This window comes from Actibacterium sp. D185-2, from assembly GCF_054954595.1.
The window spans coordinates 85,829-105,625 of the sequence record NZ_JBPWNX010000002.1 but is presented as its reverse complement, the minus strand read 5'-3'; the positions used below and the strand labels follow the sequence as shown (position 1 = coordinate 105,625).

The following is a 19,797-nucleotide window of genomic DNA, read 5'->3' as shown; positions in this document are numbered from 1 at the left end:
CCGCCTGGCCGCACAAACGCCTCACAAGGCAGCGAGGCCCCCATGACCCAGCCCCCCGAGGACGACACCCGGACCCGCGTGCGCGCCATCGCCGCCGAACACGCCGGGCTGGAGGGACCGCTTTTGCCGATCCTGCATGCCGTTCATGCCGCATTCGGCCACCTGCCCAAACCCGCGCTGCCGGTGATCGCCGAGGTGCTGAACCTCAGCCGGGCCGAGGTGCATGGCGTCGCCTCGTTCTACCACGATTTCCGCGATGCGCCGGGCGGGCGCAGAGTGTTGAGAATTTGCCGCGCCGAGGCGTGTCAGGCAATGGGCGCGGATGCGCTGGCCGCGCGCGCCCGAACCGCCCTGGGCATCGGCTGGCACGGGACCACGCCCGACGGCGCGGTGTCGCTGGAGCCGGTGTTTTGCCTTGGCCTGTGCGCCTGTGCGCCCGCCGCGATGCTGGACGATCAGGTGATCGGGCGCGTGGACGGCGCCACCCTTGACCGTATCGTGACCGAGGCGCGCGGATGATGCTGCATCTATATCTGTCCTGCGACGCCTTTGCCAAAGCCTGCGGCGCCGAGACGGTGGCCGACGCCCTGCTGGCCGAGGCCCGCGCGCGCGACATTGATCTGACCCTGACCCGTGTCGGCAGCCACGGCATGGCCTGGCTGGAACCACTGCTGGAATGCGCCACACCCGACGGGCGCATCGCCTTCGGCCCCGTCACCCCCGCCGACATCCCGGCCCTGTTCGATGCGGGCTTTCCGGCGCGGGGCCCGGCCAAGGCGCTTGGCCCGACCGCCGACATTCCGTTCCTGAAACGCCAGACCCGGCTGACCTTCGCCCGCTGCGGGCTGGTCGATCCGCTGTCGCTGGACGATTACAAGGCCCATGGCGGGCTGGCGGGGCTGCGCCGCGCGCTGACGCTGACCCCGGCAGAGATCGTGCAGCAGGTCACCGACAGCGGCCTGCGCGGGCGCGGCGGCGCGGGCTTTCCCACCGGGATCAAGTGGAACACCGTGCAAGAGGCCGACAGCCCGCGGAAATACGTCATCTGCAACGCCGATGAGGGCGACAGCGGCACCTTCGCCGACCGGATGCTGCTAGAGGGCGACCCCTTCACCCTGATCGAGGGCATGGTGATTGCCGGTTTGGCGGTGGGCGCGGCGCAGGGCTATATCTATCTGCGCTCGGAATATCCCGATGCCGCCGCGACCACCCGCGGTGCCATCGCGACCGCCTATCGGCACGGGCTGCTGGGCGATGATGTGCTTGGGTCGGGCCATGCCTTCGATCTGGAGTTGCGCATCGGCGCGGGCGCCTATGTCTGCGGCGAGGAAACGTCGCTGCTGAACTCGCTTGAAGGCAAGCGCGGCGTGGTTCGCGCCAAACCGCCCCTGCCCGCGCATGAGGGGTTCATGGGCAAGCCCACGGTCGTCAACAACCTGATCTCACTGGCCACGATCCCGGTGATCCTTGAAAAGGGCGCGGCCTTTTACCGCGATTTCGGGCTGGGCCGGTCGCGCGGCACGATCCCGTTGCAGATTGCCGGCAATGTCAGGCAGGGCGGGCTGTTCGAGACCGCCTTCGGCCTCAGCCTGACCGAGATCGTCGATGACATCGCCGGTGGCACCGCCAGCGGCCGCCCCGTGAAGGCAGTGCAGGTCGGCGGCCCGCTGGGCGCCTATTTCCCCCGCGAAAAATTCGAGACCGCCTTCGGGTATGAGGAATACACCCAGCAAGGCGGGCTGATCGGCCATGCGGGCATCGTGGTGTTCGACGACAGCGTGGACATGCTGGCCCAGGCCCGGTTCGCGATGGAATTCTGCGCGATCGAAAGCTGCGGCAAGTGCACCCCCTGCCGGATCGGCGCGGTCCGGGGCGTCGAAACCATCGACCGGATCGCGGCGGGCGATACCGAGGCACCCGCCCTTCTGGTCGATCTGTGCGACACGATGCGCGACGGATCGCTGTGCGCGCTGGGGGGCTTCACACCCTACCCGGTCCTGTCGGCGCTGACCCATTTCCCCGATGATTTCACCCCCGCGCAGGAGGCCGCCGAATGAAGGATTTCATCCTGCCCGACGCCGATTACGGCACCCCCGCCGCGACATCGGACACCATGGTGACGCTGATCATCGACGGCACCCCCATCACCGTCCCCGAGGGCACCAGCGTCATGCGCGCCAGCGCCGAGGCGGGCATCAAGGTGCCCAAGCTCTGCGCCACCGACAGCGTCGCGGCGTTCGGGTCATGCCGCCTGTGCCTGGTCGAGATCGAGGGCCGGCGCGGCACGCCCGCCTCCTGCACCACGCCGGTGGCCGAAGGCATGGTGGTGCACACCCAGAACGACAGGCTGGCGAAACTGCGGCGCGGGGTGATGGAGCTGTATATCTCGGACCATCCGCTCGACTGCCTGACCTGCGCGGCCAATGGCGATTGCGAATTGCAGGACATGGCCGGCGCGGTGGGGCTGCGCGAGGTACGGTATCAGGCCGGTGAAAACCATTTTGCGACCCGCGCGAACGGCGAAGAAAACCCGCACTACATCCCCAAGGACGACTCGAATCCCTATTTCACCTATGATCCGTCGAAATGCATTGCCTGCTCGCGCTGTGTGCGCGCCTGCGAAGAGGTGCAGGGCACCTTCGCCCTGACCATTGCGGGGCGCGGGTTCGACAGCCGCGTGGCGGCGGGAATGGGCGAGGATTTCCTGAGCTCGGACTGTGTGTCCTGCGGGGCCTGCGTGCAGGCCTGCCCGACCGCGACCTTGCAGGAAAAATCCGTCATCGACATGGGCCTGCCCGATCATTCGGTCGTGACCACCTGCGCCTATTGCGGCGTGGGGTGCAGTTTCCGGGCCGAAATGAAGGGCGACACGCTGGTGCGGATGGTGCCGTGGAAGGACGGCAAGGCCAATCGCGGCCACAGCTGCGTCAAGGGGCGCTTTGCCTGGGGCTATGCCACCCACACGGACCGCATCCTGTCGCCGATGATCCGCGACCGCATCGATCAGCCCTGGCGCGAGGTCACGTGGGATCAGGCGATGGATTTCACCGCCACCCGGCTGCGGGACATTCAGGCGCGATACGGGCGCGATGCGATTGGCGGCATCACCTCATCGCGCTGCACCAATGAAGAAACCTATCTGGTGCAGAAACTGATCCGCGCGGTGTTCGGCAACAACAATGTCGATACCTGCGCGCGGGTCTGCCATTCGCCCACCGGCTATGGGTTGAAGACGACCTTCGGCACCTCGGCCGGCACCCAGGATTTCGACAGTGTCGAGGCTGCGGATGTGGTTCTGGTGATCGGCGCCAACCCGACCGATGGCCACCCGGTCTTTGCCTCGCGGCTGAAGAAACGGCTGCGGGCGGGCGCCAGGCTGATCGTGATCGACCCGCGCCGGATCGATCTGGTGCGCAGCCCGCATGTGCAGGCCGCGCACCATCTGGCGCTGACGCCGGGCACCAATGTCGCAGTGCTCAGCGCCATGGCCCATGTCATCGTGACCGACGGGTTATTGGATGAGGATTTCATCCGAACTAACTGTGATATAGATACTTTTCAGGACTGGGCGGCATTCATCGCCGATCCGCGCCACAGCCCCGAGGCCACCGCGCAGTTGACCGGCGTTCCGGCCGCCGACCTGCGCGCCGCCGCGCGGCTTTACGCCACCGGCGGCAACGGCGCGATTTACTACGGGTTGGGCGTGACCGAGCACAGCCAGGGCTCCACCACCGTCATGGCCATCGCCAACCTGGCCATGGTCACCGGCAATATCGGCCGCCCCGGCGTCGGCGTGAACCCGCTGCGCGGCCAGAACAACGTACAGGGCGCCTGCGACATGGGCAGCTTCCCGCACGAACTGCCCGGATATCGCCATGTGCATGACGACGCCACCCGCGCGATTTTCGATAAGATGTGGGGGGTTACGGTCAGCAATGAACCCGGATTACGGATCCCCAACATGCTGGACGCGGCGGTGGATGGATCGTTCCGGGGTCTTTATGTTCAGGGCGAGGATATCTTGCAATCGGACCCCGACACCCGCCATGTCGCCGCCGGGCTGGCGGCGATGGACTGCGTGATCGTGCATGACCTGTTCCTCAACGAAACCGCCAATTATGCGCATGTGTTCCTGCCCGGCTCGACCTTCCTTGAAAAGGACGGCACCTTCACCAATGCCGAGCGCCGGATCAACCGGGTGCGCCGGGTGATGGCCCCCAAGGCGGGCTATGCCGACTGGCAGGTAACGCAAAAGCTGGCCCAGGCGCTGGGGGCCGATTGGCAGTATAGCCACCCGGCGCAGGTGATGGATGAGATTTCAACCACAACCCCTTCTTTCAGCGGGGTTAATTACGATCTTCTGGAGCGTGAGGGTTCGGTGCAATGGCCCTGCAACGCCACCGCGCCCGCAGGCACGCCGGTGATGCATGTGGACGGCTTCGTGCGCGGCAAGGGCAATTTCGTGGTCACCCAATATGTGCCCACGGACGAACGCACCGGCCCGCGCTTTCCGCTGCTGCTGACCACCGGGCGGATCCTGTCGCAATACAATGTCGGCGCGCAGACCCGGCGCACCGAAAACGTGGTCTGGCATGACGAGGACGTGCTGGAGATCCACCCGCATGACGCCGAACAGCGCGGCATCCGCGATGGCGGCTGGGTGCGCCTTGCCTCGCGCTCGGGTGAGACCGCGCTGCGCGCGCGGATCACCGACCGGGTGGCACCGGGCGTGGTCTATACCACCTTCCACCACCCCGAAACCCAGGCCAACGTGATCACCACCGACTATTCCGACTGGGCCACCAATTGCCCCGAATACAAGGTGACGGCGGTACAGGTCAGCCCGTCGAACGGGCCCAGCGACTGGCAAAAGGATTACGCCGAACAGGCCGCCCGGGCCCGGCGCATCCTTCCGGCGGCGCAATGAGGGGGCGCGCGCATCTGTCGGTGCCCGCGCTGGCGGTGGCGGGCGGCGCGGCCCACGCCGGCACCCGCGCCCTGGCCGAGGAACTGCCGGTCGCGCTGTCCTATAACGGCACCACCCAGGCGGTGATGATGGCCAGCCCCGCCGATCTGGAGGATTTCGCCACCGGCTTTTCCCTGTCCGAGGAAATCATAACCGATCTGTCCCAGATCGAGCGGATGGAACTGGTCCAGCACGATACCGGCCTTGAGGTGCAGATATGGCTGGCGCCGGGGGCCGAGGCGCGGCTGGCCCGCCGCCGCCGCCACATGGCCGGGCCGGTGGGCTGCGGGCTGTGCGGCATCGACAGTCTGGAACAGGCGCTGCGCCCGCTGCCGCCGCTGCCCGACAACCCGCTGACCCTGACCCCGGCGCAGATCGGCACCGCGATGGCGCAACTGCGCGCGGGCCAGGCGCTGCATGACATCACCCGTTCGATGCATGGCGCGGGGTTCCTGACGCCGGACGCCGAACTGGCCGCAATGCGCGAGGATGTGGGCCGTCACAACGCGCTGGACAAGCTGATCGGCGCACTGGCCCGCGACGGGCGCGATGCGGCGCAGGGCGCGGTGCTGCTGACCAGCCGGGTGTCGGTCGAAATGGTGCAAAAGGCGGTTCTGGCCCGCGCGCCGGTGTTGATCGCCGTCTCGGCCCCCACGGCCCATGCGGTGCGGCTGGCTCAGGCGGCGGGGCTGACGCTGGTGGCGCTGGCCCGCGACGACCGGTTCGAGCTGTTCACCCATCCCCACCGCATCACGATAGACGAGACCAGCAATGTCGCCTGAGAAACTTGCCCATATGGCCAACCAGATCGCCACCGCCTTCGCCACGCTGCCGGACGACCGGGCGGCGCGGGCCGTAGCCAGCCATATCAACGATTTCTGGGATCCCCGGATGCGCGCGCAACTGCTGGCCATGGGACAGACGGGTGGCGCGGGGCTGTCGCCCGTGGTGCTGCAGGCCGCGGCGCTGATCCGCTCCCCGGCCCCGGCCAGCGCGCCCTAGTTCAGCGCAAAGACCAGCGGCACGTCAAACCCCAGCCGGTCGCTGGTAAAACCCGCCGGGGCCGCCGGAAACCGCCCCGCCCGGCGCACCGATTGCAGCGCCGCGCGGTCCAGAACCGCATGGCCCGAGCCGCGCCGCACCCCGGCCGAGATCAGCCGCCCGTCGCGCCCCACCACCATCCGCACCAGAACCTCGCCCGTCAGGCCCTGCCGCGCGGCGGTCGCAGGTACCCGGTGCGCACGCGCCACCCGGGCCTGAATCTGCGCGGCCCAGCCCGAGGCCAGCGCGCGCTGCTGGCCCGCATCGGCGGCGCTGCCCGCCTGCCCCGCCGCCGCGCCGCCGCCACTGCCCGCCGCGCGCTTGGCCGGGGCTGCGGCGGATGGCTTGGCGGGTTTGGTTGCCGGCGCGGGCCGGGGGTCTGCGGGTTCGGGCCAGGGGGCCGGTTCAGTCGCGATTTCGGGGCGCGGATCGGGGGTGGCCAGGGTTGGCGTAGCGGTTGACAGCGGGGGCCGGGGCGGCGCGACGGGGACAGTGGGGGCCGCCATTGCGGCGGCCTCGGGCTGCGGCGGCGATAGTGGTGCGGGGGTCTGCGCCGCGGCCTCGGGCGGGGCGTCCCATGTTTCGACCAGCGCCGCCATCTGCGGCGCGGCGGCGGCCAGGGTGATCAGGTTGTCACCGCCCGCGCCTTGCGCCCCGCCGCTGCTGCTGCTCAGCGCGCCCCCGGCCAGACCGAACGCCGCCAGATGCAGCCCGGCGGCCACCGGCACGAACAGCGCGATCTCGGCCAGCCGTTTCATGATCCGCCCACCACCAGCAGAACCTGCCCCTGTCCGGCCTGCGCCAGACGCGCCAGCAGCGCGGCCAGACGCGCGCCCGGCACCCCGGCATCGGCACGCAGCACCAGCGGCTGCGCCGCGTCGCGCCCGGCCAGCGCCGCAAACACCGCCGCGCCCCGCGCGTCGCCAAAGGCCAGCGCGCCGTCGGCGGCGATGAACAGCGTATCGCCCGGCGCCACCGTTTCGCCCACGCCCTGCGGCGGGGTCACATCCAGCGGATCGGGCGGGGCGATCTGCGCGGTCATCAGGAAAAAGATCAGCAGCAGGAACACGACATTGATCATCGGCACGATATCCTCGCCCCGCATCCGCCGCTGCTGCTGCTGTGCAAATTCCATCCGCCCTACTCCCTACTCCACCAGTGCCAGCGCGGTAAACCCGGCCGCGCGCAGTTGGCCCATGACATCGACCAGCCGTTGCAGATCGGCGCCCTCGCGCGGGCGGATCACCACCGTATCGGCGGTGCTTTCGCTCAGCCGGGTCAGCGCGCCGGGCAACGCGCCCGCATCCAGCGCCACACCGTTCAGCCGCAGCCCGTCCGGCGTGACATCGACCAGCCGGGGCGGGCCGGAATAGGCGCCGCCCCCCGCCAGACGCAGATCCAGCCCCGCCTGCGGCCCGAACCGCGCGGCCAGCATGAAGAACACCAGCAACAGGAACACCACGTCGATCATCGGCGTCAGGCTGGGCCGGCGGGGTTTGCGCGGGGCCGCGAAACTGAACATCAGCCCGCCCCCGTCACGAAAATGCGCGTCGCCAGATCCTCCATGTCATGGCGGGCCGCGTCGACCACGCTTTCGAACCAGCTGAGCGCCATCGCCGCCGGGATCGCCACCGCCATGCCGGCGGCGGTGGTCAGCAGCGCCTCCCATATTCCGCCGGCCAGGATGGCGGGGTCGGCCTGATTACCGGCGGCCTGCAGGGTCTGGAACGCCTCGATCATGCCCAGAACGGTGCCCAGCAACCCCAGCAGCGGCGCGATGGCGGCGATCAGTTCCAGCGCCCGCAGACCCGACCGTGCCTCGGCCAGCAGGCCGCGGGCGACGCGGGTGACCTCTTCGCGCGCCGCCGCCTCGGGCAGCCTGCCCGACAGCGCGGCCAGCGCGTCGCGCACCAGCCGCGCGCGCATCCCGGCCCGGCCCGCCACGGCCGCCCGCGCCGCGTCACGTTCGCCCGCCTGCCACAGGGCCACGGCCCGTTCGGCACGCGCCCCGGCCCAGGCCCCCATCGCCGCCAGGCGCCAGACCTTCCACAGGATCAGCGCCAGTGTCAGAACCGACAGCGCCGCGATCACCCAGATCGCCGGGCCGCCCTTTTGCAAAAACTCGGCCAACGCAGTCATCCCGCCCCCCTTTCGCCCCATAGCGCGGCCTCGACCGCATCGAGCCCGTCGCTCAGCGCCGCCGGACCCGGTTGCAGGATCAGCGCCGACTTGATCTCATGTATCCGCCCATCGCGCACCGCCGGAATCGCCCCCCAGCCGGGGCGCGCGGCAATCTTTTCGCACCGCACCTTCTTGCCGCACCACGAGGCCAGGATCACCTCTGGCCGCGCCGCAATCACCTGATCCGGGGTCACGATCCGGTCCTTCGCCGCCTGACAGCGCGCAAGCGGCGCGAACACGTCCCGCCCGCCGGCCAGTTCAATCAGTTCGGACACCCAGCCGATGCCGGAAATCATCGGATCGTCCCATTCCTCGAAATATACGCGCGGGCGGGTGGTGCGCGGCGTGTCGCGCAGCCGCGCCAGCCGGGCCTCGAACCCCGTGGCCAATGCCTCGGCCCGATCAGACGCGCCGACCAGCGCGCCCATCATGCGGATCATCGCCAGGATGCCCGCCAGATCGCGCTGGTTGAACCCGTGCACCGCCACGCCCTGCCGGATCAGACCTGCGGCGATATCGGCCTGAAGGTCGGAAAAGGTCAGCACCAGATCGGGCTCCAGCGCCAGGATCTTCGGCAGATCGGCCGAGGTGAACGCCCCCACCCGCGGCTTTTCCCGCCGCACCCGTGGCGGGCGCACCGCATAACCCGAGACGCCGACGATGCGCGCCTCCTCGCCCAACAGATAAAGCGTCTCGACCGTTTCTTCGGTCAGACAGACGATACGGCGGGGCGGAAAGCTCATTTCACCACCTCCAGCGGCTGAAACACCGGGCCGTCGGGCGTGTCGGCGTAATAGGCGCGCAGGCCGAAAACCGTGCGCAGGTTATCTTCGGTCAGCACCGCGCGCGGCGGGCCGTCGGCCACCAGCCGGCCCTGTCCCATCAGGATCAGCCGGGTGCAGTGGCGCGCAGCAAGACCCAGGTCGTGCAGGGATGCGACAACGGCACGCCCTTCGCCCGCCATGGCGGCGAAAACCTGCATGGCGGCGATCTGATGTGCCGGATCCAGCCCGGCGATGGGCTCATCCGCCAGCAGCAGCGGCGCATCTTGTGCCAATGCCCGCGCGATCAGCACTCTGGCCTGCTCGCCCCCCGAAAGCTGCGTGACGACGCGGGATCGGAACCCGGCCAGATCCAGCCGTTCCAGCGCGCCGTCCACCGCCGCGCGATCATCCGCGCCCAGCCGTCCGCCGGGGGGCAGATGCGGGGTGCGGCCCAGCGCCACCAGCGTTTCCACCGATACCGGCCAGGCGATTTCGCGCATCTGCGGCAGCCACGCGGCGGCGCGGGCACGGGCGGCGGCGGGCAGCGCCGCAAGCGCGCTGTGCCCGGACGCGGGCAGCAGGCCCAGGGCCGCACGCAGCAGCGTGGTCTTGCCCGCGCCGTTGGGACCGATCAGGCCGATGAACTCGCCCGGCGCGACCGACAGCGACACGCCATCGACCACGGCGCGCGGGCCGCGATACACGGTGAGGTCGGAAAGGGTCAGCAGCGTCACAGCCCCGCCCTCCGCGTCTTGTAGATCAGATGCAGGAACAGCGGCGCGCCGACCAGCGCGGTCAGCACCCCAAGCTTCAGATCCCGGTCGGGCGCGATCAGCCGCACCGCGATGTCGGCGGCCAGCAGCATCGCCGCACCGCCCAGCGCCGAGGCGGGCAACAGACGCCCCGGCCGCGCGCCGACCAGCGGGCGCAACAGATGCGGCACCACCAGCCCGACGAACCCGACCGCGCCCGCCACCGCGACACCCGCGCCAACGCAGGCGGCCACGCCCAGGATCAGCACCAGCCTGACCCGGCCCAGACGGATGCCCAGCGCGGCGGCCGCGTCTTCGCCCAGGGTCAGCGCGTCCAGCCCCCGGCCCAATGTCGCCAGCAGCACCCAGCCCAGCGCCATGAAAGGCAGCGCCAGCCAGACATGGGTGAACGAGCGGTCGGCCAACGAGCCGAGCATCCAGAACACGATCTCGGCGGCGGCATAGGGATTGGGCGACAGGTTCAGCACCAGTGACGTCAGCGCGCCGGCGAAAGCACTGACCGCGATCCCGGCCAGGATCAGCGTCAGCGACGACCCGCGCGGCCCGGCCAGCACCAGCAACAGCAACACCGACAGCAGCGCGCCGCCCAGCGCCATCAGCGGCAGCGCCAGCGCGAATGCCGCCGCAAGCCCGGTCTGCAACGCCAGCACCGCGCCCAGCGCGGCGGAGGAGCTGACCCCGATCAGCCCCGGCTCGGCCAGCGGGTTGCGCAGATAGCCCTGCATCGCCGCCCCCGACAGGCCCAGCGAGGCGCCCAGCATCCCCCCCAGCACCGCACGCGGCAGGCGAATCTCGCGCATCACCAGCACCTCGGCCTCGCCCCGCCCGGCGATCAGCGCCGCCAGACTGTCGCCCAGCCCCAGACCGGCGGGACCGATCAGCAGCGACGCGGTGAACAGCGCCGCCACGGCCAGCGACAGGGTGATGATCAGGCTGCGATAGCTCATCATGGCGCATCCTCCAGCCTGTGGCGCAGTTCCACCAGCCCCGCGATCGCCGTCAGCACATGCGGCGTGCCGCAGACCCAGTTGGCATCGGTAGCGGGCACCGGCGGCATATCCCGCAACAGCGCCGCCAGCGCCGGGTGATCCAGCAACGCCTCGGCGCGCGAGGCACCGGGATAGCGGGTGCCGGTGACGATCAGGTCGGGCCGCAGCATCACCAGCCGCTCCAGCGCCAGCGTGCCGCCCGCGCCCAGCCCGGCCTCGGTCGCGATATTGGCGAAACCGGCGGCCTGCAAAATCTCGCCCGCCAGGGTCTGCGCCCCGGTGGTATAGCCGTTGGGGCCGTAAAGCGCCGCGCGGGGGCGATGGGCCACCTCTTCGTGCAATGCCGCCAGCCCGGCATCGAACCGCGCGACCAGCGCGCGGGCCTGCGCCTGCCGGTCCAGCAGATCGCCCATCGCCAGCAGGTGATCGCGCACATCCTGCAAGCTGCGCTCGGGCGGGAATTCCACCACCTCGACCCCCAGCCGGCGCAGCATCCGCACCGCCGGGCGCGCGGTATAGCTGCCCGCCAGCACCAGATCGGGGCGCAGCAGAAACACCTCTTCGGCACGACCGTGGTTGACGGGATAGGCACGCGCCTGCGCGGCCATGGCCGAGCTATGCGGATCCTGCCCCAGAAACGACACCGACACCAGTTGCCCCGGCGCGGCCAGCAGCATCGCCAGTTGGTCGGTGCAGACATTCAGGGACACCACGCGCTCGGGCGGGGCGGCGGACGCCGAAAGGGCCGCGCCAAGCCAAAGGCCCAGCGCGGCGGTCAGCGCGATTATGCGCTCAGAAGCTTTTGCGCAGCCCGACATAGAACGCCCGATCCGTGGTGCCATAACCGGGCACCACCTGATATTCCTCGTCAAACAGGTTCTCGACCCGCAGATAGGCCGCGGTGCTGTCGTCGAACGCATAGGTGAAGGCCGCGTCGAACACCGTCATGTCCGGCAGCGCCGCCCGGTCGGCGCCGTGCAGCGCGGTCAGCGTCGCGTTCAGCACCGGGGTCACATCATAGGACGCGGCCAGCGACAGCAGATGGCGCGGGGTCGAGGTCAGCCAGGACGAGCTGTCCAGCACCGCCGACCCCGAACTGTCGGTATAGGTATAGGCGCCCGCCAGCTCGACCTCTTCGGTCACGCTCCACGCCCCCGACAGTTCCAGCCCCGAGCGGCGGGTTTTGCCATCGGCCTGGACATAGGTGTAGGTGGTATAGCTGTAGTCGATCAGATCCTCGGCCTCGATATAAAAGGCCGTCGCCTTGACCACACCCCGATCGCCATAGCGTTTCTCGACACCGATCTCGGCGCTGACGCTGGTTTCGGGATCCAGATCGGGGTTGCCGGAATAGACATCGTACAATTCGTAATTCGACGGCGCGCGAAAGCCGTTGGCCAGGCTGGCGCGGAACAGCAGATCCTCGCGCGCGCGGTACACGCCGGCCAGCCGCCCGGTGACGTAATCGCCGAATTCCGAATGGTCGTCATAGCGCAGGGTGGCGGTCACATCGGCCCGCTCCGACGGGGCGAAACTGACTTCGCCGAAGGCGCTGTTGACCGTGCTGTCATAGCCCGAGCTGCCAAAGCCGAAATCGTTTTCATAGGTTTCCTCGACGCTTTGCGCGCCAAAGACCAGCCGCGCCGCCGCGCCCAGATCGGTAGCACCGCGATAGCCGATGGTGCGGCGTTCGCCGACATAGTCGTATTCGAACGGGCCAAACATGTTGGTGCCGGTCAGCTCGCGGTCGATGTCGAACCAGGCCAGTTCCACCTCGTGATCGACCGCGCCGGTGGCGAATTGCACCGCGCCGCGCAGGCCCTTGCTCAGGTTGGCGGTCACCTCGTCGGGGGTGCCGTCGACCGGGCCGCTTTCGTCATAGTCGTATTCGGCATCCTCATAAAAACCCGAGGCGATGAATTTCACCCCGTTATCCAGCACGTATTCGCCGTAAAAGCTGAACCGGTCGGCGCTGAACCCGTCTTCCTCGGTGTTGCCGTCGTTTTCATCGGCGGCCGAATAGCCATCGGTTTCGATATGCGACAGGGTGAAGGCCAGTTCGTGATCCGCACCACGGGCGGCGAAGCTGTAGCTGCCCTTCACGGTGTCATAGCTGCCATATTCCAGCCCCACCGATTGTTCGACCCCGTCGCGGGTGGCGCGTTTGGTGGTGATGTCGATCACACCGCCGATCGCCTCGGACCCGTAAAGCGCCGATTGCGACCCCTTCAGCACCTCGATCCGGCTGATATCCATCGTGGTCAGGCTGCCGAAATCGAAAGCCACCTGCGGGCCCGAGGGATCGGACACGTCGATGCCGTCGACCCGCACCGCGATATTGGTCTGGCTGACGCCGCGGATGGTCAGGCCGGTCTGGCCGCCCAGCGGGCCGCGGCTGCGCACACTGATGCCGGGCAGACGCGCCAGATAATCCACCACGCGGGTCTCGGCGGTCTGGTCCAGCTCTTCTTCGGTGACAATCACCACCGACGGGCCGCTGCGGTCGGCGTCGGTGTCTTCCAGATTGGCCGATGCGGTGATCTTGTCCAGCAGGATCACTTCCTGCGCATGGGTGGCCGGGGCCGCCAGTGCGGTCAGCAGGGCGCCGGTGGCAGTGGTGGCAAGCAGTTTGACGGTCATATCCTAGCCCTCGTCCGGGACGGGTCTGTGCCCGTCCGTCTTTGTCGATATGTCTTCGGGAAAGGGCATGGCCCCGCCGCAGACGGTGAAACGTCACCACTGCGGTCTGGCCGCCTCCGCTGCGCGCCCCGCGCCCCGGAAAGGGTGATCACCTCGGCAGGTCTCCTGGCTAGCGGGTCACAGCTTGGCTGGCCTTCCCGGGGGTCCTATGGCCCCAGTGGCATTGTCAGCCTTGCTCTCCGCCTACAGTTGCGGGGGCAGCCGCGGAATGGCCCGAATGGGCGTCACCGCGTTCCCTTTTCATCCACCCCGAAGGGGGGAACCGAAGTGAGACGGTCCTTAGCGCATCGCGGCCCCGAGTCAAAGGCCAAATCCGGGCCGGGCCGCACGACGGGGCGCAAAGCCCGCCATGCCACATCTGAAATTGCGCCGGGTCGCGTACCGTGCCAAAGCTGACCCATGCAACCTGATCCGCCGCGCCCCGGCGCCAGCACCCCGCACAAGATGATCGACGGCAGCCTGCTGTTCATCATCGCCATCGCCGTCCTGTCCGGCGCCGCCGTCTGGTGGCAAAAGGGCAGCGCGGTGTTCTGGCATATCTTTCTGACCGAAACCGGGTTCACTCTGGCGCTTTTGCCCAAGATTCTGGCCGGGGTCCTGCTGGCCTCGATCCTGCCCATGCTGATCTCGCGCGAGCGGATACAGGCGCTGATCGGCCCCGACAGCGGGCTGCGCGGGCTGATCATCGCCACGGTGGCGGGCGCGGTGATTCCCGGCGGACCCAGCGTGACCTATCCGCTGACCATCGGGCTGATGGCGGCGGGGGCCGATCTGGGCGCGGGCGTGGCGCTGGTGTCGGGCTGGGTGCTGCTGGGGCTGAACCGCACCCTGATCTGGGAGCTGTCCTTTCTGCCCGCCGATTTCGTCGCCCTGCGCATGGCGCTGTCGCTGCCCGGCCCGGTGCTGCTGGGGCTGGCGGTGCGGTATTTCTGGGCGGCGGGGCGGCGCGCATGAATATCCTGATCGGCACCGTTCTGCTGTGGGCGCTGGCGCTGGTGCTGCTGCGCCGCCTGCGCGCGACCCATCCCGACATGATGCCCGCAGTGATCGCCCGCACCCGCGCCACCACCCTGTTCATGGTGCCGCGCATCTTTGTCGGGCTGGTCGGCGCGGGCTTTCTGGCCGAGCTGCTGCCGGTCGACCATATCGAGCGATTGTTCGGCGCCAGTTCGGGCCTGACCGGGGTCGCGCTGGCCACGCTGTTTGGCGCGGCCACGCCGGGCGGGCCGTTCGTGGCCTTCGCGATCGGTGCCTCGGCGCTGAAGGCCGGGGCCGGCTGGGCGCCGCTGATGGCCTATGTCACCGCCTGGTCGGTGATGAACCTGAACCGCGCCATCGCCTATGAGCTGCCGCTGATGGGGCGGCGGTTCATGCTGATCCGCTCGGCCCTGTCGCTGCCGCTGCCACTGATCCTGGGCGTGGTGATGCTGCTGCTCTGACGCCGGTCACACCGGCAGGAACGCGCCGTTCTGATCGGCGATGAACCGTTCGACCCGCTGCCCGGCGGCGCTGAGCGCCACCTCGGCCGGATGCAGCAGGAACCATTGCCGCAACAGCGGCAGCCCCTCGGCCCGAAGCTCGACCAGACGGCCCGAATGCAATTCCTCGGTCACCGTATGGCGCGAAATCAGCGCCAGCCCCAGCCCCGCGATCACCGCCTGCTTGATCGTCTCGTTGGTGCCCATCTCGACCATCTTGTAGGTGCGCCCCTGCCCCAGCCGGTCCAGCAGGCGGCTCATCAGGATACGTGTGCCCGACCCTTCCTCGCGCGCCAGAAAGGTTTCCTCGATCAGCGCGTCGGACGGCACCCGTTCCAGCCCCGCCAGCGGATGGCCGGGCGGCGCGATCATCACATGCGGGTGCGGCCCCAGCGGGATGGCGTTCACCACAGGCGTGCGCGGCGGGCGGCCCATGATCGCCATGTCGATCGCCCCGGTCTGAAGTGCGGCCACAATCATGTCGCGGTTGCCGATTTTCATCAGAACCTCGATCTTCGGATAGGCCTTTTGCAACTGCGCCACCAACCCCGGCGCGAAATACTTGCCGGTGGACACCACCCCCAGCACCACCAGCCCCTCCATCCCGTTGTTAATCGCGCGGACATGGGCGGTGCAGGCGCTCAGCGTGGCCTCGATCGTCCGGGTCGCGGCCAGCACGACCTGCCCCTGACGGGTCAGCGTCGCCCCCCCACTGGCGCCGCGATGCAGCAATTTACAGTTGAAACTCTCCTCCAGCAGCCGCAGCTGGGTGTGCACCGCCGGCGGGGTCAGACCGATCTGCGCCGCCGCCTGCGTTATCGAGCCGCAGGTCGCCACCGCCCCCAACGCGCGCAACTGCTTGAAACTAACCGCATCGGCCCTTGGCATTAAATTTTCCCTAATCCGAATTACCATTTATTAAATTCTATAACATTCCCCAGTCTGGAATAGCAAGCCATGCGCATTTCGGTGCCAGATTCGGGAGGAGACCATGCAGACATTCGATCCGATCGCGGAATCGGGGCACGTCCCTGATGCCCTGCGGCCGCTGATCCTGGCCCTGTGCGATGTCGGGGCAGAACTCTCGCATCTCATCCAGCGCGGCCCGCTGGGCGGCAAGCTGGGGGCAGAGGTCGGCACCAATACCGGCGGGGACGGGCAGAAGGCGCTGGATATCCTGGCCGACGCGGCTTTTGCCGAGCGACTGAAAACCGCGGGCGTGCGCTGGTACGCCTCCGAAGAACAGGACGAGGTCGTCGCGCTGGACCCGGCGGGCGCCTATGCGCTGGCGATCGATCCGCTGGACGGCTCGTCGAATATCGATGTGAACGTGTCGATCGGAACGATCTTTTCGATCTTCGAGGCCCGCGCGGACGCCAATGACAGCGTACTGCGCCCGGCCACCGAGCAACTGGCCGGCGGTTATATCATCTATGGCCCGCAAACCATGCTGGTGGTGACCTTCGGCAATGGCACACAGGAATATCTGCTGGATCCCGACAGCCGCGACTGGCTGCTGATCAACCCGGCGGTGCGCGTGCCCGAAACCTCGCGCGAGTTTGCGATCAACGCCTCGAACTATCGCCACTGGCCACAGCCGGTACGCGCCTATATCGACGATTGCATCGCCGGCGAGGAAGGCCCGCGCGCACAGAATTTCAACATGCGCTGGGTGGCGTCGCTGGTCGCCGAAACCCACCGCATCCTGACCCGCGGTGGCGTGTTCCTGTACCCCGGCGATCAACGCGAAGGCTATGAGATGGGCCGCCTGCGCATGGTTTATGAATGCGCCCCGATCGCCTTTGTGATGGAGCAGGCCGGCGGTGGCGCCACCGACGGGCACGACCGGATCATGGCCAAGACCGCGCCCGGCCTGCACGCCCGCACCCCCTTCGTTTTCGGTTCGCCTGAAAAGGTCAGCCGCGTCGCCGCCTATTTCGATCTGCCCGAGCAGGAGGTTTCGGCCCTGTTCGGCAATCGCGGCCTGTTCCGCGTCTAAGGAAAGCCCAGTCATGAGCAAGAAACATCCGATCATTTCCGTCACCGGGTCGTCCGGCGCGGGCACCTCGACCGTCAAGCACACGTTCGATCAGATCTTCCGCCGCGAGGGCATCAAGGCGGTGTCGATCGAGGGCGACGCCTTTCACCGCTACAACCGCGCCGAGATGAAGGCCGAGCTGGACCGCCGTTATGCCGAGGGCAACCCGACCTTCAGCCATTTTTCCTATGAGGCCAACGCCCTGGCCGAGTTGGAGCGCGTCTTTCGCGACTATGGCAAGACCGGCACCGGCAAGACCCGCCACTATGTGCACGACGATGACGAATCCGCGCGCTATGGCGTGCCGCCGGGTGAATTCACCGGCTGGGCCGATTTCGAGGCCGACAGCGATCTGCTGTTCTATGAAGGGCTGCACGGATCGGTGGTGAACGAAGAGGTCAACCTGGCCAAACACGCCGATCTGAAGGTCGGTGTGGTGCCGGTGGTCAATCTGGAATGGATCCAGAAGATCCACCGCGACAAGGAAAAGCGCGGCTATACGACCGAGGCGGTGACCGATGTGATCCTGCGCCGGATGCACGCTTATGTGCATTGCATCACGCCCCAGTTCACCCAAACGGATGTGAATTTCCAGCGCGTGCCGGTGGTCGATACCTCGAACCCGTTCATCGCCCGCTGGATCCCCACCCCGGACGAAAGCCTGGTGGTGATCCGCTTCGCCAATCCGCGCGGCATCGATTTCGCCTACCTGACCTCGATGATCCACGACAGCTGGATGAGCCGGGCCAATTCCATCGTCATTCCGGGCGGCAAGATGGATCTGGCGATGCAGCTGATTTTCACCCCGATGATCGAGCGCCTGGTCAACGACTCCAGACGCGCCTGAGGAGGACCCGAGATGAACCAGATGACCGTTTCCACCGCCGCCGAGACGCTTATGGCCAATGCCATCCGCGCTCTGACCATGGACGCCGTGCAAGCCGCCAATTCCGGCCATCCCGGCATGCCGATGGGCATGGCCGATGTCGCCGCCGTGCTGTTCAACCGTTTCATGGCAATCGATCCCGCCGCGCCGAAATGGCCCGGCCGGGACCGGTTCGTGCTGTCGGCCGGGCATGGCTCGATGCTGATCTACGCGATCAATCACATGCTGGGCTACGCCGATATGGGCATGGATCAGATCCGCGCCTTTCGCCAGATGGGATCGCGCACCGCGGGCCATCCCGAATACGGCCATGCGGACGGGATCGAGATGACAACCGGCCCGCTGGGTCAGGGCATCACCACCGCCGTCGGCATGGCGCTGGCCGAACGGATGCACAACGCACGTTTCGGCGATGATCTGGTCGATCACTTCACCTATGTCATCGCCGGTGACGGGTGTCTGATGGAAGGCATCAGCCAGGAAGCCGCCGACATGGCCGGGCACTGGGGCCTGGGCCGGCTGATCGTGCTGTGGGACGACAACGAGATCACCATCGACGGCGCCACCGCGCTGTCCACCTCGACCGATCAGAAGGCGCGCTTTGCCGCCTCGGGGTGGCATGTGCTGTCGGTCGACGGCCACAACACCGCCGAAATTGCCGATGCGATCGACGAGGCCCGCAACGATCCGCGCCCCAGCCTGATCGCCTGCCGCACGATCATCGGCTTTGGCGCGCCGAACAAGCAGGGCACTTCCGCCACCCATGGCGCGCCACTGGGCGAGGCAGAGATCGCCGCCGCCCGCGCCGCCCTTGGCTGGACCTCTCCCCCGTTCGAACTGCCGCAGGAAGTATACGCCGCCTGGCACGCGGTTTCGGCGCGGGGCAAGGCAGCCCGCGAGGCGTGGGGAGGACGTCTCGCGGGTTCGCCCAAGGCGGGCGCGTTCAACGCCTCGGTCGCCACGCCGGACGCGGCGGCGCTGACCACCGCGATCAACGCCTACAAGGCGCACCTGTCGGCACAGGCCCCCAAGGTGGCCAGCCGCAAGGCATCGGAAATGGCGCTGGAGGTGGTCACCGCCGCCCTGCCCAACATGATCGGCGGCTCGGCCGACCTGACCGGATCGAACCTGACCCGCACCAAGGGCATGACCCCGGTCGGCCGCGACAGCTACGGCGGCGACTACATCCACTACGGCATCCGCGAGCACGGCATGGCCGCGGCGATGAACGGCATCGCGCTGCATGGCGGGTTCGTTGCCTATGGCGGCACGTTTCTGGTGTTCACCGATTACTGCCGCCCGGCGATCCGTCTGTCGGCGCTGATGGGCCTGCCGGTGACCTATGTCATGACCCATGACAGCATCGGGTTGGGCGAAGATGGCCCGACCCACCAGCCGGTGGAACATCTGGCGTCCCTGCGCGCCATGCCCAACCTCAATGTCCTGCGCCCCTGCGACGCGGTGGAAACCGCCGAAGCCTGGCAGATCGCCGCCACCTCGGCCAGCACGCCCAGCATTCTGGCCCTGTCGCGTCAGGGCCTGCCGACCCTGCGCACGGATCACACCGACATCAACCTGACCGCCCGGGGCGCCTATGTGCTGCGCGATACGGACGGCCCCCGCGACGTGACCCTGATCGCCAGCGGATCGGAGGTCGAGATCGCGGTGAAGGCCGCCGATCTGCTGGCCGCGCGCGGCATCGGTGCCGCCGTCGTGTCTGCCCCGTGTTTCGAACTGTTCGCCGCGCAGGATGCCGCCTATCGCGCCGCCGTTCTGGGCACCGCCCCGCGCGTCGGCGTTGAGGCCGCCGTGCGCCAAGGCTGGGGCGAACTGCTGGGCGACAACAGCGCCTTCGTCGGCCTGTCGGGCTTCGGCGCCTCGGCCCCGGCGGGCGCGCTTTACGCGCATTTCGGCATCACCCCCGAGGCCGTGGCCGACGCGGCCCGGACCCTGACGGCCTGACCCACCAGAAAGGATATTA

The 19,797-nt window shown here is 68.2% G+C and carries 20 protein-coding genes and 1 riboswitch; of the genes, 10 read left to right on the top strand and 10 right to left on the bottom strand.

The genetic code is table 11. From position 1 onward, the window contains the following. Positions 1 to 42: 42 nt before the first annotated feature. Genes ACSR1C_RS04015 through ACSR1C_RS03995 form a run of 5 tightly spaced genes read left to right on the top strand, consistent with a single transcriptional unit; the run spans position 43 to position 5,968 of the window. Complete coding sequence (locus ACSR1C_RS04015; protein ID WP_460258053.1) at positions 43 to 519, top strand: formate dehydrogenase subunit gamma; 477 nt, start codon at positions 43 to 45, stop codon at positions 517 to 519. Next, a complete protein-coding gene (locus ACSR1C_RS04010) occupies positions 516 to 2,057 on the top strand; it encodes a formate dehydrogenase beta subunit (protein WP_460258052.1) in 1,542 nt (513 codons plus the stop codon). The genes ACSR1C_RS04015 and ACSR1C_RS04010 overlap by 4 nt, the downstream gene beginning before the upstream one ends. After that, positions 2,054 to 4,927: a formate dehydrogenase subunit alpha gene (gene fdhF / locus ACSR1C_RS04005; protein WP_460258051.1), complete on the top strand. Its 2,874-nt coding sequence runs from the start codon at positions 2,054 to 2,056 to the stop codon at positions 4,925 to 4,927. Before ACSR1C_RS04010 ends, fdhF begins: the two co-directional genes overlap by 4 nt. After that, positions 4,924 to 5,748: a formate dehydrogenase accessory sulfurtransferase FdhD gene (gene fdhD, locus ACSR1C_RS04000; protein WP_460258050.1), complete on the top strand. Its 825-nt coding sequence runs from the start codon at positions 4,924 to 4,926 to the stop codon at positions 5,746 to 5,748. Before fdhF ends, fdhD begins: the two co-directional genes overlap by 4 nt. Next, on the top strand, positions 5,738 to 5,968 hold the full coding sequence (locus ACSR1C_RS03995) for a formate dehydrogenase subunit delta (protein ID WP_460258049.1): 231 nt from the start codon (positions 5,738 to 5,740) through the stop codon (positions 5,966 to 5,968). The genes fdhD and ACSR1C_RS03995 overlap by 11 nt, the downstream gene beginning before the upstream one ends. Here ACSR1C_RS03995 and ACSR1C_RS03990 read toward each other — a convergent pair. From ACSR1C_RS03990 to ACSR1C_RS03950, 9 genes are read right to left on the bottom strand one after another with little or no spacing between them, the layout of a single operon-like run. Then, positions 5,965 to 6,765 (bottom strand): energy transducer TonB, encoded by an 801-nt coding sequence (locus ACSR1C_RS03990; protein ID WP_460258048.1) that lies wholly within the window; start codon positions 6,763 to 6,765, stop codon positions 5,965 to 5,967. The two genes, ACSR1C_RS03995 and ACSR1C_RS03990, sit on opposite strands and share 4 nt — an antisense overlap. Continuing rightward, positions 6,762 to 7,142, bottom strand: a complete 381-nt coding sequence (locus ACSR1C_RS03985; protein WP_460258047.1) for an ExbD/TolR family protein — start codon at positions 7,140 to 7,142, stop codon at positions 6,762 to 6,764. Before ACSR1C_RS03985 ends, ACSR1C_RS03990 begins: the two co-directional genes overlap by 4 nt. A 12-nt stretch (positions 7,143 to 7,154) precedes the next feature. Further along, positions 7,155 to 7,529: an ExbD/TolR family protein gene (locus ACSR1C_RS03980; protein WP_460258046.1), complete on the bottom strand. Its 375-nt coding sequence runs from the start codon at positions 7,527 to 7,529 to the stop codon at positions 7,155 to 7,157. Continuing rightward, positions 7,529 to 8,146, bottom strand: coding sequence for a MotA/TolQ/ExbB proton channel family protein (locus tag ACSR1C_RS03975; RefSeq protein ID WP_460258045.1), 618 nt, complete (start codon positions 8,144 to 8,146; stop codon positions 7,529 to 7,531). The genes ACSR1C_RS03980 and ACSR1C_RS03975 overlap by 1 nt, the downstream gene beginning before the upstream one ends. Next, complete coding sequence (locus tag ACSR1C_RS03970) at positions 8,143 to 8,931, bottom strand: cobalamin-binding protein (protein WP_460258044.1); 789 nt, start codon at positions 8,929 to 8,931, stop codon at positions 8,143 to 8,145. Before ACSR1C_RS03970 ends, ACSR1C_RS03975 begins: the two co-directional genes overlap by 4 nt. Further along, the gene (locus ACSR1C_RS03965; RefSeq protein ID WP_460258043.1) at positions 8,928 to 9,686 is read right to left on the bottom strand and encodes an ABC transporter ATP-binding protein; all 759 of its coding nucleotides are present in this window, start codon (positions 9,684 to 9,686) and stop codon (positions 8,928 to 8,930) included. The genes ACSR1C_RS03970 and ACSR1C_RS03965 overlap by 4 nt, the downstream gene beginning before the upstream one ends. Next, entirely contained in the window at positions 9,683 to 10,672 is a 990-nt protein-coding gene (locus ACSR1C_RS03960) for a FecCD family ABC transporter permease (RefSeq protein ID WP_460258042.1), read from the bottom strand. The genes ACSR1C_RS03965 and ACSR1C_RS03960 overlap by 4 nt, the downstream gene beginning before the upstream one ends. Next, positions 10,672 to 11,532 carry an ABC transporter substrate-binding protein gene (locus tag ACSR1C_RS03955; RefSeq protein WP_460258041.1) on the bottom strand — a complete coding sequence of 287 codons (861 nt, stop codon included), beginning with the start codon at positions 11,530 to 11,532 and terminating at the stop codon, positions 10,672 to 10,674. The genes ACSR1C_RS03960 and ACSR1C_RS03955 overlap by 1 nt, the downstream gene beginning before the upstream one ends. Beyond that, positions 11,507 to 13,354 (bottom strand): TonB-dependent receptor plug domain-containing protein, encoded by a 1,848-nt coding sequence (locus ACSR1C_RS03950; RefSeq protein WP_460258040.1) that lies wholly within the window; start codon positions 13,352 to 13,354, stop codon positions 11,507 to 11,509. The genes ACSR1C_RS03955 and ACSR1C_RS03950 overlap by 26 nt, the downstream gene beginning before the upstream one ends. Positions 13,355 to 13,492: 138 nt before the next feature. Beyond that, positions 13,493 to 13,696: riboswitch (cobalamin riboswitch) on the bottom strand. Between the two features lie 117 nt (positions 13,697 to 13,813). Here ACSR1C_RS03950 and ACSR1C_RS03945 point away from each other — a divergent pair. Further along, positions 13,814 to 14,368: a permease gene (locus ACSR1C_RS03945; protein ID WP_460258039.1), complete on the top strand. Its 555-nt coding sequence runs from the start codon at positions 13,814 to 13,816 to the stop codon at positions 14,366 to 14,368. Further along, positions 14,365 to 14,853 (top strand): hypothetical protein, encoded by a 489-nt coding sequence (locus ACSR1C_RS03940; protein ID WP_460258038.1) that lies wholly within the window; start codon positions 14,365 to 14,367, stop codon positions 14,851 to 14,853. Before ACSR1C_RS03945 ends, ACSR1C_RS03940 begins: the two co-directional genes overlap by 4 nt. A gap of 6 nt (positions 14,854 to 14,859) precedes the next feature. On the opposite strand, the gene cbbR is transcribed toward ACSR1C_RS03940, so the two are convergent. Further along, on the bottom strand, positions 14,860 to 15,780 hold the full coding sequence (cbbR, locus tag ACSR1C_RS03935; RefSeq protein WP_460258037.1) for a LysR family regulator CbbR: 921 nt from the start codon (positions 15,778 to 15,780) through the stop codon (positions 14,860 to 14,862). A gap of 103 nt (positions 15,781 to 15,883) precedes the next feature. On the opposite strand from cbbR, the gene ACSR1C_RS03930 reads away from it, so the two are divergent. From ACSR1C_RS03930 to tkt, 3 genes are read left to right on the top strand one after another with little or no spacing between them, the layout of a single operon-like run. Further along, positions 15,884 to 16,891, top strand: coding sequence for a class 1 fructose-bisphosphatase (locus ACSR1C_RS03930; RefSeq protein ID WP_460258036.1), 1,008 nt, complete (start codon positions 15,884 to 15,886; stop codon positions 16,889 to 16,891). 13 nt (positions 16,892 to 16,904) lie between these two features. After that, positions 16,905 to 17,777, top strand: coding sequence for a phosphoribulokinase (locus ACSR1C_RS03925; protein ID WP_460258035.1), 873 nt, complete (start codon positions 16,905 to 16,907; stop codon positions 17,775 to 17,777). Between the two features lie 12 nt (positions 17,778 to 17,789). After that, on the top strand, positions 17,790 to 19,778 hold the full coding sequence (tkt, locus tag ACSR1C_RS03920) for a transketolase (protein ID WP_460258034.1): 1,989 nt from the start codon (positions 17,790 to 17,792) through the stop codon (positions 19,776 to 19,778). Positions 19,779 to 19,797 lie beyond the last annotated feature (19 nt).